This is a genomic window from Methanobacterium alcaliphilum, assembly GCF_023227715.1.
In the GTDB taxonomy this organism is placed as follows: domain Archaea; phylum Methanobacteriota; class Methanobacteria; order Methanobacteriales; family Methanobacteriaceae; genus Methanobacterium_E; species Methanobacterium_E alcaliphilum.
This window is the reverse complement of sequence record NZ_JALKIF010000011.1, coordinates 72,248-86,105: the sequence shown is the minus strand read 5'-3', so window position 1 is coordinate 86,105 and position 13,858 is coordinate 72,248. Positions and strand designations below refer to the sequence as shown.

The window sequence follows — 13,858 nt, the reverse complement described above, 5'->3', positions numbered from 1 at the left end:
AAGGAATCAAAAAGATGTTAAGCGATAAAAAAAAGAAGGATAGGGAAAAACGAGGTGAAATTACTCAAAAAGATCTCCAACCCTATTTAAACTGTTCTTCGGATCAATTACTCATCTTACTTAATGATAGTGAAGCGAAAAAAAGAACTATTGCTGCTACTATCTTAGGAAAAAACCATTCTAACAAATTTGTTATTGAAATGCTCTGTTTATCCTTTAAAAAAGAAAAAGCACTTTATTCTCGCATAGCCATATCTGAAGCTCTTTCAAATATAGGCAAAAGTAGTGTTCCTTATTTGGTTAATCTTCTGGGTAAAATTGGCAGCAATCAAGAAAAATCACTACCTGAAAAATACTTTAATAAAAAAAGTTACCCTTTAGCTAGAGACATGGCGGCCAGAACACTGGTAAAAATTGGAAACCCTGCCACGCCTTATTTGATCGATGTTCTGGAAGATGGTGATGATTTTGAAATACAACAAGCACTGGATGCTTTAGGGGGTATTGCTGCAAAAACAAGTGATCATCGAGCACTAAATTCGATTTTAAAACTAGTCCATACACATAATATGGATTCATTAAATGAAGTAACATTGTGGAAAGTATGTAGATGTTTAAGTGGTTTTAAGGGGAGTGAAAAAGCTTCTAGAGTATTAGTTGATATTATAAAAACAAATCCGGAAGACCCTATTGTCTGGGAATCTGTAAGGAGCTTAGGATATATTGGAATCACTTCAATGGATATAAACAGATTAATTGAAAATAGGGCGAACTATGAACATCCAGAGATACAAAAAGCTGTTAAAAATGCTTTAGCAATGATAAACTATATTTAAAATAAAAATAATCATAATTTTTTCAACTGCCCGATATAATAAAATCCCTTGGATTCATTACCATTCATAGTATCATAAATCATTTCTTCGAAAACTATCTGTTTAAAATTTTTAGTTATTCTAAAAACATGTTCGGAGGTATGATGTCTTAATATAGCTCCTTCTGGAAGTTCAAAAATTCCATATGTTCCATATTTGTCTTCGAATTTTTGGTATCGACTAATATTACGTTTATCTGTATTAATGGAGTAATCATTTATATATAAAATTCCACCGTCTTTTAAAACTCTTGAGATTTCTTCAACTATTTGGTCTTGTTTATGGGAATCGGGAGTGCAAGTTAAAACTGCAATAAGGATGACAGCATCAAATTCATTTTCTGGAAATGGTAATGTATCTTCGTCGTTTTTAAAAATATTTAGATCTGGGTAGTTTTTAAGGCCACGATCAATCATGCCTTGGGAGAAATCCATACCTGTCAAATTAATAAACCCCTGGTGGTGGAGTTCATTTAAAGTTCGACCATAACCACAACCCACATCCAGTATATTCATATTCTTAGAAACGTATTTTTCAAATTCTTTCATCTGCAAGGGGTGGGAAAATCCTTTTTTGAGGCTACACTGTCCCAATAGCCACGTTGATCTGGAATTATATTCATAAAAATCATCATTAGAGTAATTTATTTTAATTAATTAATACTTTCTAAAAATAGTTGTTTAAATTCTTTCTTTATAGCCCTGTTCCTTAAATTTAATAGTGAATTTTGTTCCAATAGATCTATCTAACTCTAAATCACCATCAATTTGATTTGTAAGATTATTTATTAATTGCATACCCAGAGTTTTTGTTTTATTCAAATCGAAATTCTCAGGTAGCCCTATTCCATTATCCTTCACTACCAATTTATAATTGGATTTTTCTTTTTTAAGTTCGATAGATATCTCGGCATTTTCATAACTTTCAAGATCTGAAAAAGCATATTTAAGTGAGTTACTAACAAGTTCATTAATTAAAAGCCCCAGGGGAATAGCTGTTTCCATATCCAATACCAAGTTATCCACATTTATTTTTAATTCAATCTTGTTTTCTTGGGAATTATATGCGGCGAAAAGTTCCTCGAGTAAACTCTTAATGTAGTCTAATAAGTTAATATGGGCAAAATCTGGAGAATCATATAATTTTTCATGAATAATGGCCATTGATTTAACCCTGCTTTGGCTGCTTTTAAAAATTTCAATATCTCTTTTATCTTTTAAGGATTTTGCCTGTAGATTCAGAAGGCTGGATATGATCTGCATATTATTTTTTACCCTGTGATGAAGTTCTCTTAGAACCAGTTCTTTCTCTTTTAGAGATGTTTTATATTTTTCTTCGGCAGATTTAATAGAACTGATGTCAGTCATGCTAAACACAACCCCATCATAATTTTTTTGTTCATCAAAAAGAGGATTTCCTAAAGATTCCATCCACACATAATGGCCATCAGCACATTTGAAACGGTGCTGAACACTACCTGGAGTATATGAAAGATTGGATTCAATAAATGTGCTCATTACTTTTTCCACATCATCTGGATGTGTTTTTTGTATAAAATCGAATACATTTTTCCCTAAAACATCTTCAACTTCATAACCCAGCACACTCTTTACTGAAGGGCTTATATATTGAAATATTCCTTCCTGGTTAACATGGCCTACTAAGTTGAGCATGTTATTTGTAACTAAACTAAGTAATTTTTCTCTATCTTCGAGTTCTTTTTCTGCTTTTCTTCTTTGAAGCAATACAGAAGCAACATTTAAAAAAGTTTCAACATATCTAAGTTTTTCATTATCATATTTAGTCTTAGTAAGTATATTGGCACTTCCAAACATCTCGCCCTGCCAGGAAAAACCCATAACATATGTTTTTTTTATTCCAAATGTTTTCTCTAGTATCTGACAAGTTCTTTGTGGAATTTTACCGGCAGTTATATAATAAATCCCTTCATCTATTTCATGCAGTTTGCCACTTGAGAGAAAAGTTCGAGTTTCTGGATCAAATTTCGTAATAGGAGTATAAAATTCATCTATTTTCACACCAGCAATTTTTTCACTAAGTGCCATTAATTTAGGGTTACTTCCGTAAATACTGTGAACTTTTAAACTTTTTAAAGATTCATCATAGATTGAAAGTAGAATGTAAGATTTTGTTAATATATCTTTTATTTTTTTACCAATATATTCAAAAATTTCATTTTCAGAGTCTAAAGTAATTTAAATCAAAAATAATACGGGATATAGAATTATTTTCACCCATAATCCGATCTATTTTAAGATTAGAATCGTTTGGGTCTATTTCAGGGTCTTCTTCAGATTCTTTTTTTTCACCCATTTTTATCCCCTCAATCTATAAATTATCTATATTTAAAAATATTAATAATTGGTGTTTTTTTCAGAGGTAAGTTTTTTTCAAGGCAAAGTTAATAATATGAAAACTAATTATTTAAGTCTAAAAAACTGTTTGAAATGCTTTAAGTTAATAATATAAAAAACATAAAGATGAATTAATATATTTTTAATTTCATGGGGATGTTCTATGACTAAAAATCAGAAAATAGGTTCTCAAATAAATAAGATTTGCATATATGGTGTTGGTGGTGTTGGTGGATTTTTTGGAGGTACTATGGCACATAATCTTGCAAAAAAAATGGATAAATCTTTAGAAATAGGTTTCATAGCTCGAGGAGAACATTTAAAAAAAATTAAAGAGAATGGTTTGATTTTAAAAACACTCCAAAAAGAGATAACTGTGCATCCCCAATATGCGGGTGATGATTTTAAAAAATTGCAAAGTCCTGATTTAATTTTACTCTGCGTCAAAGAATATGATCTTAATAAATCAGTTAATGAAATTTCTCAAAATATTGATGAAAACACAATCATACTTCCATTATTAAACGGAGTTGATATATACCGCAGAATAAGGGAAAAAATCTCTAAAGGGATAATACTGCCTGCTTGTGTATATGTAGGAACCCATATTGAAAAACCAGGGGTAATTGTTCAAAGTGGAGGGGATGGAAAGATAATAGTAGGGGATGATCCGGAAAATCCTGATTTTGATATGGATATATTATTAGATCTTTTCAAATATCTAAAAATTAATAATGAATATCAGGCTGATGTGTTTCCAGCCATTTGGGAAAAATATATTTTCATTACATCATTTGGATTGGTTTCTACGGCATATGATAAAACTTTAGGAGAAATAATGGAAAATAGTGAATTAAAAGATTTGGTTAGGGATGTAATGAGGGAAATTTTAACTCTTGCTGAATTAGAAGGAGTAAAATTACATAATAATATCATCACGGAATCATTAGAAAAGGGGAATAATTTCCCCTATGATACCACTACCTCTTATCATAAAGATGTGCAATTAAAGGGATCAAAAAATGAAGGTGATCTTTTTGGGGGAACAGTAATTCGATTAAGTGCACAATATGGTATTAAAAGTCCTTTGAGTGAGAAATTGTATTCAATTATTCAAGACAGGACCCATTAAATATTAACTATTCATTTGCAATGGTTTTTGATGGAAAATGAATAAATCTCTTAATAATTGAATGGTATTCAAACCTTCTGCAGAACTTCATGTTTTAATTAGGGATAAAAAATAAAAATTTAATAAACTTTTTTTTTTAAAAGTTTTTTTTTTCTTAAGCAAATTCAATAGTACTTGGGGGTTTATCACTTACGGAAAGTGCTACGTGTGTTACTTCCGGTATTTCAGCAGTGATCCTTCTGGATATTATTTTGACCATTTTCCATGGTAGTTCTGGAACATCTGCAGTCATAGCATCCATAGATTCAACCATTCTTAGTACTACTAGATACCCGTAATCCCTGATATCTCCCTTTACTCCAGTAACTTTAGTATCTGTTAAAACAGCAAAATACTGCCACAGTGTTTCATCTAAACTTTCTTTATGAACTTCTTCTTCAACTATGGCATTTGCTTTTCTACAAATTTCGATTTTTTCTGGAGTTAGCTTACCAACTACTCTAACTGCTAGGCCGGGGCCAGGATATGGTTGGCGAAGAACCATTTCATTGGGAAGCCCTAATTCGCTTCCAATAATCCTTACTTCATCTTTGTAGAGTTCTCTTATAGGTTCAATAAGTTCTAAAACCAACCCATGTGGTAAGGCTACATTGTGATGTGATTTGATATCCCCTTCACTTTCAATCCAGTCTGGGGCAATGGTTCCCTGTACCAAGAATTCAGCATCAACTTCTTCTGCCACCCGTTCAAATACATTGATGAATATTTCCCCAATGATTTTTCGTTTTTCTTCAGGATCACTTACTCCATCGAGGGCAGCTAAAAATTCTTCTGAAGCGTCAACATAACGGAAATTAAGACGTGGTTCAAATGTTTTTTGTACATATTCTGCTTCACCTTCTCTTAAAAGACCGTGATCCACAAATACTGCAATTAAATTTTCTCCTAACGCTTCTTTAGTTAATACTGATGCCACAGAACTATCAACACCACCAGAAAGTGCTATTACAGCTGTTCCGTCCCCAACAGTTTTTTTAATTCCTTCAATCGATTCTTTAATAAAATCAGATGGATTTAACATGTTTTTCACCAAATATATAAATTTTAATTATTATAAAAAGATAAAATAATTTTTATTAAAGTATTGTTTTTAATTCATTTTAAATTAATTTATCTAAATATTTTACACTATTTTATCTGTTAATTATATAAATGTTGCACGTAAATAAAAGCAAAATTTTATTAAAATTAAAGAATGGGAATTGATTCTAACAAGTTACTATTTATTTATAGTACTAATTTTCTGGTGTATTGGGAATTAAAAACTCGGCTATGCCATAACCCTCTTTACCATTCCAATTATATCTGGAAAGAGTTTCTATAAGTAACATTTTTTCATCAATGGGAATCATTCCAAATCGAACCACTTCTCCTTTTACCAGGTATTCACATCCTTTTTTGTCAAATAAAGTCATTGAAAATTTATAAGGGATTTTATTATTAAATTTTAGTGATATATCTGATTTTATTAATGCTACATTTTTTGAACCTGTGTAAAAATATCCTGCGTCTATATCTCCTTCTTCTACAGAAAGTTTTGTTATATTAAAAGATTCATGGTTAGAAAAATGGGAATTAATCCACATCCACATCTTAGGAGAATCCCAAGCCCTTATTCCCCTACTTAAATCTCTTTCTCCCAAGGCATCAATCTCAAATTTTTCACTATCAATTTCAATTTTGCCAGACGCTTTTCCAAATTGTTCATAGTGTTCGGATGCCACATTCGATGATAATTCTGTTTGTTTTTCATCAACACAATCCACATAATCCATGATTGGATTTAAAGATTCCCAAATAATATCCATTTTAACCTTAAATTTAGTTTTATTTAATGGACTAAAAATAGGGCCATCATATTTAATTTTCCATTTATTGGGTTCAATTTCTTCATAATCTAAACCACCAATTTTTAACGGCTTAGAATCGCAGGGGGATTCTAATTTAACTCCAGCAGTCAAGTTAGGTGACATTAAGTAGAAGAACATTGATTTCTCATTTTTATTAACCTTATTCCCAATGCGCATAAAAGCGGTTAAATCATTTTTCTGGTCATGAAAATTAAAATAATAGCTTTCATTCCATTCTTCTTGTTTCTTAAGAGTTTCTAAATCAACCATACTATTGCTCCGATTCATATCTTACTTTTTTTGTTCTAAATAGGGATAATTTTACCTATTCCATATAATGATAATATTTTTTATATTATGATGGGTTGCGTTTTTAAAAATATATGGATGGTCCGGGATGGTGAGGAATGCGATGTAAATGATGATAACCTTTAATCATTTACTCTTTTTTATAAACCGTACCTTCGTTACCATCTATAATTAATTCATTCCCTGTCTTGAAAATTTTAGTGGCTCCCTTAACAGCAGTTACAGCTGGTATCCTATATTCACGGGAAATTACGGCCCCGTGTGATAGTATCCCTCCGGTTTCTGTGATAAGACCACCTATTTTTGAAAAGATTGCAGTCCATGCAGGGTCAGTGTTACTGGTAATGAGGATCTCATTTTCTTCAAGTTTTGAAAGATCTTCAATGGATTCAATTATTCTAGCTATGCCTTGGAATGTCCCGGGGCTTGCTGCTGCACCGTAAACTGCATTTTTACCATATTCCATAACCGTATCGTCAAATTCGATTCCATTTTTTAAAAATTTAGGGGGAAGAGATGATTTGTATCTAAAAAATTCCTTTTTCCTTTTAAGAACTTCATCCATTAGTTCAAGGATGCTTTTATCCGATGAAACTCCATCAAAAAAAGAAAATAATTCTTTTTCATGAAGGAAAAAAGCATCGTCAATTTCAGCAATAATTTTTTTCAAAACCAATCTTTTTGCCATTTCTTTGAGTATTAATCTTTGACGGAAAAGCAGGTGGTCTAAATAAAATCTCTGATTTTCCCGGAATGTTAAATAGGTCTGAGCTAAATTTAAAACCACAGAAAATATTTTAGCTTTAAAATAACCCCTTTTCTGTTTTTTTATCCTAGTGAAAACTTTTTTTTCAGTTTCAGCTCTATGTCTTTGACTTTCCAATTCTTTCTTTCTTAAATCCAAATCAGATGAGGAGAGTAATTTAATAACCTCTAAAACGTAGGCTTTATCTTCCTGCCAACGTGGATACAATATTTCACGAGTATTGGATCTGTGGCCGTAATCTTCAATAAACAAATCAAAATCTTTCTTAAAATTATCATTAATTGAGATCAATTCTTCAATCTCGGTCTGACCTAAAGAACTTAAATCCGGGGTGGCATTTATTTTTTGTAATAAGTAATGATCTTTTCTCATGATTTGAGCTAAATCAGAAAATCGTATATTCATTTCCACTGTTTTATTATCATCTAAACCTGAAATTAAACCAGCATAAAGAGATCCATCTTTATCATCCAACCACTTCACCAACCAGTTTTTTATCATAAGATTAGTGGCTATAGAATGAGAAACCATACCATATCTTATCAATTGATAGTGTTTGATTCCCGATTTTTCAATATCATCATAAATAGGAAGTAAATCCGAGTCACTCAGTGTGGATAAATCAGTTTGATCAAAATCTCTGCATTTTTCCATAAAGTCATTAGCCCATTTTAGATAGGCCTTATTTGTCCGATGCATCATACCATCTGGATCGCGAATAGCAACTAAAATCTGAGATATTAATGTTTTGTGTAGTATTGATGGATAGCGGGATATTCTCTCTTGATCTTCAAGGGGGAAATAATTTAATAACTCTTTAGACCTTGCAAATTTGGGATAATACGAAAAAGCTTTTTCTAAAACCCAAGTATTGAAATAAACTCTTGATTTATGGAGTTTTAAAAGTTTAGTGTTTGTTATTTCTTTATATCCCATTATACGGGCGCCTTCATGATTAACATAATCTGTAAGCATTTTACCCATTACATCATAAAAAAGGGGTGTTGTAGCATCAGCCCAGTATTCATCCCCATATGCTCGTGTCCATAAAATATCGTCTTTATCTGAGGTATCACTTAATGTGGTTACAGGTCTTGATTGAAGAATATAAATTTGAGGATTTTCAGGACTTTTTCCACATTCAATGGCCCATTCAATATCCTGTGCCAGATTAAAGAATTTTTCAAGATTAAGGGCAATTTTTAATAAACGTTTCAGTATTTCATTGTTAAGGCTGGATTTCATCATCTGTTCTTCATTAATATCAATTAATGCATTTTCACCATTTTTGAGGAAATAGCCTTTTTCTTTTTCTTTAATATTTTTTTCAAGTATAGTTCCATCACGACTCATAACAAAAATATCAGGGGTAACTATTCCTGATGCAATAGATTCACCCAAACCCCAGGTGGATTCAACTACAATATCATCATTACCATTAACGGGGTTGGTGGTGAATGTCACCCCACTTATATCTGCATTGACCATTTTCTGCACTATTACTGCTATTCCTGCAACATTTATCTCGCTGTCTAAATGCCCAATGGATGAATCATGTCTGTATTTGATGGCACGGTGATTCCAGTAAGATGCCCAGCATTCCACGATTTTTTTTAAAATATCTTCTTTTTTAATATTTAGAAAACTATCTTGCTGTCCAGCAAAACTGGCATCTGGAAGATCTTCAGCTACAGCAGATGACCTAACTGCATAATACCCATCAGAAAGATCGTTTATTTTTGCAGAGATCTCTAAAAACATGTTTGGAGGGAATTGTTCGTTTAGTATTAAATTTTTTATTGAAGAAGATCCTTTAAAAATCGATTTTTCGTTGTTAAAATCAATTGAATTGAGAATTTTAGATATTTCGCTTTCTAATTTATTTTTAATAAATGCATCATAAGATTCTACTGAAACAATGAATGCTGGAGGAATATTAAAACCTGCAGATGATAGTTTGGCTAGATTAACTGCTTTGCCTCCAATTTTTTTTATGGAAAAATCTTTTTCGTGAAGGTCTATGATGTAATGCTTTTCATTCGCCATGCTATCCCTGCAGCTAATACTTAAGGTTAATATTTCAATCTAATATTCACGGTTAAATGTTCTTTAAAAAAATAGATTATTAAATTCTTTTAATCTTTTTTTATTTACTCAATAGATTTCGAGTATCTTTTACAAGCTTCATAGAAGTTTTCAAAAACAAGGGGTCCGTTTTCGGTATGATGTACTTCTGGATGGAATTGGATTCCATAAATTGGCTTTTGTTGGTGTTTCATGGCTTCAACACTACATATATCGGATTTTGCCAGAACATCAAAATCTGAGGGCATTTGTTTAACTTCATCTTTATGAGATGCCCACACATTCATTTTTGGACCTAAGCCCTGGAATATGTCATTTTCGGTTATGATTTCTAGCTCAATCTGTGCATAGCTTTGTGCATCTGCAGTAGATATCTCCCCTCCAAAGGCCTTTCCAATAAGCTGGTGACCCAGACAAATCCCTAATATGGGTAATTCTAAATTTTTTATATACTCAATAGAATTCCCGGATCTTTCAATGGAAGGACCGCCACCCAGTACAATACCTATGGGGTCTTTAGATTTAATCTCTTCTAGAGAAAGCTCATTAGAAACTAACTCTGATGGAATTTTTAGATAGTGCAATGTTCGATGAATACGGTGATTATATTGGCCGTGATTATTTACAACCAGTATTTTCATTTTTTTCCCTCTTTTAATGTTTTATATGCATAAATAAGAGTTAATACTAATTTTTTCCAGTAATAATTAGAGAAATTTATTTATACTAAAATTTACAATTATATTATATATGGAAATTAGAGATTTGATATACATAATAGTTGCCCTTATATTAGCCGTGGTGGCTTTTTATGTATTATGGTGGTTGCTGCCTATTATCATAGTGCTGATCATAGCATATGTAATTTATATCTTTTTAAAAGGTGGCTCAGATTAAAACGCAATCCTTTTTTATCTCTTATTTTTTAAATTATTCTTATTTTGAAATTTAATATCTTTTTTAAATAATTACAATTTCTGTAAATCGTTATATGCGGCCATGGCTGCAACGGCTCCTTCACTGCAAGCTACTACCCACTGCTTAAATCCTCCAGTTACATCTCCTGCAGCATATACGTGTTTTATATTGGTTCTTTGGAATTTATCTGTTATAATGTATCCTGCAGTGTCTAGTTCTACACCCAACTCTTTGGCCAGTTGATTTATGGGTTCGTCACCAATGGATATAAAAATACCATTCACTTTTTGCTCAGTTATTTGGGAAGTCTTTAAATTTTTCAGGGTAACTGTTTCAACAAATGGATCGCCTTTAATTTCTACAACTGCACTATCCCATATAATATCTATATCCTGTGCTTTAAGTTGGTCTTGTAAATATTGCTCTGCACGTAATTGATCCCTTCGATGAACTAAAATGACGTCACACCCAATATTTTTAAGGAATATTGCTTCTTGAGCAGCGGAGTTCCCACCGCCAACCATCAATACTTTTTTACCAGCATATAATGGTCCGTCACAGGTAGCACAATAACATACTCCTCTTCCCAGAAGTTCTTTTTCACCAGGAACGTCCAGCTTTTTGTGCCGGCTCCCTGTACTTAATATGACTGCATGAGCAGTATATTCTCTTTTAACTGTTTTAACATGGAATAAATTCCCTTTTAGGGTCAATGATTTTACTTCTTCCATCTCTTGTAGTGTAGAAGTTTTCAGGGCTTGCTTTTTCATCTCGGCAATTAAACTCATACCCGCAATCATTTCATAGCCGGGGTAGTTTTCCATCAGAGGCACTTCTAAACCTAAACCACCAGCAGGGCCTTTTTCTAACATAATGGTACTTGTGCCTTGCCTTCCAGCATATATTCCTGCAGTTATACCTCCCGGTCCGGCTCCGATTATTATAATATCGTATTCTTCCATTTTATCATTCCTAATTTTTTAATAGGGGTTAATAGTTTTATTCATAAAATTTTTTAGATTCAAATGAATTCAGTGTTAATTATACTATGAAATATAGCAATGAATATATAAAAATAATAGTATGAAATCAGGGATCTACATGTAAATAAAAATTAATGGGATAGTCCTGATTTAAAAGAGTATGGGGGATGTAAATACAATGATTGCATATTCAAATATAGTGGCAGGAATTCTAATCTTGCTGATTGGTTTCATATTTCATTTTGTTGGCCAATTTATTAGTCTTATCAATTGGGAAAAAGCAGTTAAGTTAGGAATTGCTGAGAAAAATATATTGCCTGAATACAGGGACTATGAGTATGGTATTGCAATGGCTGATCTTTGTATCGGCTGGTTATATTTAATAATTGGCTTTGGATTAATCTTAGACCAATCCTGGAGTTTCAAGTTAGCATGGATACCTGGAGTTATTTTCATATATCACAGTATCAGTTTTTACTTCTGGAGTACTAAACAAGAGAAAAGAGGGTATAAATACAGAAGCACATCTGGAAAAATAAGCTGGTTTTTATTAAACTTGGTGGGAGGAATTGTAATTTTATTATTTGCTTGGGCTGGATAAAAAAAGGAGGAATGTGGATTTATTATCACATGAATTTTTGAAGATTTTCTTTTAAAAGTTTATTCACTAATTTCCCATCCGCTTTTCCTTTTAATTCTTTCATAGCCATACCCATAAGGGGCCCCATAGCACCCATTCCTCTTTCTTCAACCATTTTGGAGTTAGAACTGATTATTTTTTCAATAATGGATGCCACATCATCTTCAGTTAGCATTATTAGATCTAATGCTTGTGCTGCATCGGATGGTGTGGTTTTATTATCTGCCACGTAACCCAATATCTGAGCAAGAGCATCTTTAGATACTTTGCCATTTTCTAAAAGTTTTAAAGTATCTACAATTAGAGAAAGATCAAGATTTTCAACATCATGCCCGTCTCTTTTAAGTTCTTTAAGAGAATAAGCAAGTATGGATCCAACAACTGTTTTATCAACATCTAATTGACCCAATATTTCTTCAAAATCCCCTACCTTGTTTCTTCTAACTAACTGGCCTGCTAAATCTTCACTGATTTCATATTGCTTAATAATTCTTTCTTTCTTCTCTTGGGGTAGCTCGGGTAGGTTAGATTTAATTTTTTCAACGTATTCTCTATTAATCACAAATAATGGGGTGTCGGTTTCTAGATACATCCTGCTGGATGTGGGAAGAGGTCTTAAATATTCAGTATTTCCGTCATTTAATGCTTTTCTTGTTTCTTCTACGACTCCGTCTAAGGCCATTTTTGCCCTGCGTTGAACTTCTTTTAGTGCAGAACAGGCAATATATTTCTCATGAGCCACTATGATCACTGCATCTTCTGGGGATGCATTAGTTGCATTTTTCAGATTTTCAACTTCTTCGGGCTGGATTCCATAAGCAGGTAATTCATCTGTGTGGAATATTCCAGAAACTCCTAATTTTTTAGCATATCCTGAAAATTCTGTTCCAAGTCTTCTTCCTGGTTGAATTTCGATACCCACTAATCCATTAAATCCTTCTAATTTAATAGCCATTACACTGGGGGCACTGGCTATGATTTTTGATTTTGTATCTTTAAATAATGATTTAACATCATATATTTTGTTTGGAATTTTTGCATTCCTTTTAATTAGTTTATCTCTAATCTCCACAAGTTTTAGCTGGCGCTGAACTTCTCTTTCTACAATGGTGGGCATTAAGTCCAGGTCTTGAACACCTTTAACTTCAACACGGGCGCCTTTTTTTATAGATATATTTAAGTCTTGTCTAATGGTCCCAAGACCTCTTTTCACTTTAGTACTTCTCAACACCTGCCCCAATTGATATGCAACTTCTTTGACCTGTTCTGGGTGGTGAATTGAGGGATCAGTAGTGATTTCCACCAGAGGAATTCCTAATCTATCTAATCTAAATACAACTCCTTCCTCTTTATTTTCAATTCTTCGAGCGGCGTCTTCTTCTAAACAGAGATTATCAATTACAACTTTCCCATGAGGAGTTTCTAAATAACCTTGGGTAGCTACAAGCCCGGTTCGCTGAAAACCTCCGGTGTTACTTCCATCAATAACCTGTTTTCGCATGGTATGGAATTCATCAACAATTCTCATATTCAGAAGAGAAGCAATAGTCATAGCCAGTTCTAAAGCTTCTTCATTTAAAGGATGTGGTGGTTCTTCGTCTGCTTCCACCAGACAAGTTTCATTTGAATATGCCTGATAAATAAAATGTAATTTTCTCCGAGCCTCTTCAAATGCAGCCCTATCAATTTTACCTAGCTCGCTTTGAGTTGGTCTCAAATTTCTAACAATTTCAAAATCAGCTTCATCATCAATTAAATCACAGCTGCAAGGACAGAAAAGTTTACTCTTACTATTAAGTTGTTGGTGTATTTCTAATCCCATTTTAAGTCCTAATTCATCCCAATCCATTAAATCACCAGCATAA

At 32.6% G+C, this 13,858-nt stretch carries 13 protein-coding genes; 4 read left to right on the top strand and 9 right to left on the bottom strand.

Annotated features, from left to right (window positions below; genetic code table 11):
• Window positions 1-14 precede the first annotated feature (14 nt).
• On the top strand, window positions 15-836 hold the full coding sequence (locus tag MXE27_RS09085; protein ID WP_248612112.1) for a HEAT repeat domain-containing protein: 822 nt from the start codon (window positions 15-17) through the stop codon (window positions 834-836).
• Window positions 837-847: 11 nt separating this feature from the next.
• On the opposite strand, the gene MXE27_RS09080 is transcribed toward MXE27_RS09085, so the two are convergent.
• From MXE27_RS09080 to MXE27_RS11940, 3 genes are all read right to left on the bottom strand, one after another.
• A complete protein-coding gene (locus MXE27_RS09080; RefSeq protein WP_248612111.1) occupies window positions 848-1,423 on the bottom strand; it encodes a class I SAM-dependent methyltransferase in 576 nt (191 codons plus the stop codon).
• A 132-nt stretch (window positions 1,424-1,555) separates the two neighbouring features.
• Window positions 1,556-2,941, bottom strand: a complete 1,386-nt coding sequence (locus MXE27_RS09075) for a sensor histidine kinase (protein ID WP_248612110.1) — start codon at window positions 2,939-2,941, stop codon at window positions 1,556-1,558.
• A gap of 133 nt (window positions 2,942-3,074) precedes the next feature.
• Window positions 3,075-3,209: a hypothetical protein gene (locus MXE27_RS11940; RefSeq protein WP_282731597.1), complete on the bottom strand. Its 135-nt coding sequence runs from the start codon at window positions 3,207-3,209 to the stop codon at window positions 3,075-3,077.
• Window positions 3,210-3,413: 204 nt separating this feature from the next.
• Here MXE27_RS11940 and MXE27_RS09070 point away from each other — a divergent pair, with 204 nt between their 5' ends.
• A complete protein-coding gene (locus MXE27_RS09070) occupies window positions 3,414-4,382 on the top strand; it encodes a ketopantoate reductase family protein (protein WP_248612109.1) in 969 nt (322 codons plus the stop codon).
• A 154-nt stretch (window positions 4,383-4,536) separates the two neighbouring features.
• On the opposite strand, the gene guaA is transcribed toward MXE27_RS09070, so the two are convergent.
• The 4 genes from guaA to MXE27_RS09050 all read right to left on the bottom strand — a co-directional run bounded on the left by guaA (window position 4,537) and on the right by MXE27_RS09050 (window position 10,093).
• The gene (gene guaA / locus MXE27_RS09065) at window positions 4,537-5,463 is read right to left on the bottom strand and encodes a glutamine-hydrolyzing GMP synthase (protein WP_248612108.1); all 927 of its coding nucleotides are present in this window, start codon (window positions 5,461-5,463) and stop codon (window positions 4,537-4,539) included.
• A gap of 214 nt (window positions 5,464-5,677) precedes the next feature.
• Window positions 5,678-6,562 carry a DUF7065 domain-containing protein gene (locus MXE27_RS09060; RefSeq protein WP_248612107.1) on the bottom strand — a complete coding sequence of 295 codons (885 nt, stop codon included), beginning with the start codon at window positions 6,560-6,562 and terminating at the stop codon, window positions 5,678-5,680.
• Window positions 6,563-6,731: 169 nt separating this feature from the next.
• A complete protein-coding gene (locus MXE27_RS09055; protein ID WP_248612106.1) occupies window positions 6,732-9,413 on the bottom strand; it encodes a PEP/pyruvate-binding domain-containing protein in 2,682 nt (893 codons plus the stop codon).
• Between the two features lie 104 nt (window positions 9,414-9,517).
• Window positions 9,518-10,093: a GMP synthase subunit A gene (locus MXE27_RS09050; protein ID WP_248612105.1), complete on the bottom strand. Its 576-nt coding sequence runs from the start codon at window positions 10,091-10,093 to the stop codon at window positions 9,518-9,520.
• 109 nt (window positions 10,094-10,202) lie between these two features.
• Here MXE27_RS09050 and MXE27_RS09045 point away from each other — a divergent pair, with 109 nt between their 5' ends.
• The gene (locus MXE27_RS09045) at window positions 10,203-10,349 is read left to right on the top strand and encodes a hypothetical protein (protein WP_248612104.1); all 147 of its coding nucleotides are present in this window, start codon (window positions 10,203-10,205) and stop codon (window positions 10,347-10,349) included.
• A gap of 71 nt (window positions 10,350-10,420) precedes the next feature.
• Here MXE27_RS09045 and trxB read toward each other — a convergent pair whose 3' ends face one another.
• Window positions 10,421-11,332 (bottom strand): thioredoxin-disulfide reductase, encoded by a 912-nt coding sequence (gene trxB / locus MXE27_RS09040; protein WP_248612103.1) that lies wholly within the window; start codon window positions 11,330-11,332, stop codon window positions 10,421-10,423.
• 199 nt (window positions 11,333-11,531) lie between these two features.
• Between trxB and MXE27_RS09035 the strand changes: the two genes are divergently transcribed.
• Window positions 11,532-11,954, top strand: a complete 423-nt coding sequence (locus tag MXE27_RS09035) for a hypothetical protein (protein ID WP_248612102.1) — start codon at window positions 11,532-11,534, stop codon at window positions 11,952-11,954.
• Window positions 11,955-11,979: 25 nt separating this feature from the next.
• Here the strand turns inward: MXE27_RS09035 and gatE are convergent, their stop codons facing one another.
• Window positions 11,980-13,842, bottom strand: a complete 1,863-nt coding sequence (gene gatE / locus MXE27_RS09030) for a Glu-tRNA(Gln) amidotransferase subunit GatE (protein WP_248612101.1) — start codon at window positions 13,840-13,842, stop codon at window positions 11,980-11,982.
• Between the last annotated feature and the right edge of the window lie 16 nt (window positions 13,843-13,858).

Bases quoted from the DNA above. Each gene is read 5' to 3' on its own strand.
- MXE27_RS09085 (WP_248612112.1), top strand. From the start codon at position 15: ATGTTAAGCGATAAAAAAAAGAAGGATAGGGAAAAACGAGGTGAAATT.
- MXE27_RS09080 (WP_248612111.1), bottom strand. From the start codon at position 1,423: ATGAAAGAATTTGAAAAATACGTTTCTAAGAATATGAATATACTGGAT.
- MXE27_RS09075 (WP_248612110.1), bottom strand. From the start codon at position 2,941: ATGGCACTTAGTGAAAAAATTGCTGGTGTGAAAATAGATGAATTTTAT.
- MXE27_RS11940 (WP_282731597.1), bottom strand. From the start codon at position 3,209: ATGGGTGAAAAAAAAGAATCTGAAGAAGACCCTGAAATAGACCCAAAC.
- MXE27_RS09070 (WP_248612109.1), top strand. From the start codon at position 3,414: ATGACTAAAAATCAGAAAATAGGTTCTCAAATAAATAAGATTTGCATA.
- guaA (WP_248612108.1), bottom strand. From the start codon at position 5,463: ATGTTAAATCCATCTGATTTTATTAAAGAATCGATTGAAGGAATTAAA.
- MXE27_RS09060 (WP_248612107.1), bottom strand. From the start codon at position 6,562: ATGGTTGATTTAGAAACTCTTAAGAAACAAGAAGAATGGAATGAAAGC.
- MXE27_RS09055 (WP_248612106.1), bottom strand. From the start codon at position 9,413: ATGGCGAATGAAAAGCATTACATCATAGACCTTCACGAAAAAGATTTT.
- MXE27_RS09050 (WP_248612105.1), bottom strand. From the start codon at position 10,093: ATGAAAATACTGGTTGTAAATAATCACGGCCAATATAATCACCGTATT.
- MXE27_RS09045 (WP_248612104.1), top strand. From the start codon at position 10,203: ATGGAAATTAGAGATTTGATATACATAATAGTTGCCCTTATATTAGCC.
- trxB (WP_248612103.1), bottom strand. From the start codon at position 11,332: ATGGAAGAATACGATATTATAATAATCGGAGCCGGACCGGGAGGTATA.
- MXE27_RS09035 (WP_248612102.1), top strand. From the start codon at position 11,532: ATGATTGCATATTCAAATATAGTGGCAGGAATTCTAATCTTGCTGATT.
- gatE (WP_248612101.1), bottom strand. From the start codon at position 13,842: ATGGATTGGGATGAATTAGGACTTAAAATGGGATTAGAAATACACCAA.